Below are 1,331 nucleotides of genomic sequence, written 5' to 3'. Positions count from 1 at the left end.
TTGATTTCAACCCGGTACCGATGGTGGCCCCGGCAATCCTGGTGCACCAGCGCTTCGAAACGCATGCGGCACGCACGCCGGAAGCCATTGCACTGACATACGGCGAGCAGCAACTGACTTATGGCGAGCTCAATACGCGTGCCAACCAGCTGGCGCATCATCTGATCAGCCTGGGCATCGGCCCCGATGATCGGGTCGCTATTTGTCTGGAACGTGGGATCGAGATGCTGGTGGCCCTGCTGGGTGTATTGAAGGCCGGTGCCGCATATGTGCCGCTTGATCCGGCATATCCGGCAGACCGCCTAGCTTATGTGCTACAGGACAGCGCTCCGTTGGCCCTGCTGACGCAGGCCAGTTGCCAGGACCGATTGCCACCGCACAGCCTACCCATGGTGATACTGGATAAAGCGCAGGACCGCGGCCGATTGACGGAATATGCCAGCAGCAATCCAGATACGCAGGCCCTGGGACTGACAGAACACCATCTCGCGTATGTGATCTACACCTCCGGCTCGACCGGCATGCCGAAAGGGGTCATGGTCGAGCATCTGAACGTGGCACGGCTGATGGGCGCGACCGAGCCACAGTTCCAGTTTGGTACGCATGATGTCTGGACGCTGTTCCACTCCTTTGCATTCGATTTCTCCGTATGGGAAATCTGGGGGGCCTTGGCCTATGGTGGCAGGCTGGTCATCGTCCCTACGCTATGCGCCCGCTCGCCGCGCGAGTTCTATGCATTGTTATGCCGTGAACGTGTCACGATCCTGAACCAGACACCGACTGCATTCCGCCAGCTGATCACGGCGCAGGCCGAAGAGGGCGGAGAACATGCCTTGCGCACGATCATCTTCGGCGGCGAAGCGCTGGAACTGCATACGCTAGCGCCATGGACGGCACGCAACGATCCACGGCGCACACAGTTGGTCAATATGTACGGCATTACAGAAATTACCGTCCATGCTACTAGCCGTGTGATTGCGCAAGCTGACATCGACGAGGGGCAAGGCAGTGTGATCGGACAAGCGTTACCGGACCTGCGCATGTATGTCCTCGATGGGCAAAGGCAACCCGTGCCCATTGGCGTGACTGGCGAACTGTATATCGGCGGCGCCGGCGTGGCGCGCGGCTACCTGCACCGTCCGGAGCTGACGGCGGAACGTTTCGTGCATGACCCGTTCGCCGGCGGCGATGCGGCACGCATGTACAAGACCGGTGACCTGGGCCGCTGGCTACCCGATGGCAGTGTCGAGTACCTGGGCCGCAATGACTTCCAGGTCAAAATCCGCGGTTTCCGCATCGAACTAGGCGAAATCGAAGCAAAGCTGGCCGCC

General features: G+C 60.3%; 1 protein-coding gene. It reads left to right on the top strand.

The window, feature by feature from the left end:
• A partial coding sequence (locus tag ACQ4WP_RS29260; protein WP_436526807.1) for a non-ribosomal peptide synthetase occupies positions 1 to 1,331 on the top strand: 1,331 nt, incomplete at both ends.

Source organism: Janthinobacterium lyxosi (genome assembly GCF_051380665.1).
Classification (GTDB): Bacteria; Pseudomonadota; Gammaproteobacteria; order Burkholderiales; family Burkholderiaceae_D; genus Janthinobacterium.
The sequence above is the reverse complement of the archived record's forward strand: the minus strand, read 5'-3'. Positions and strand labels throughout refer to the sequence as shown.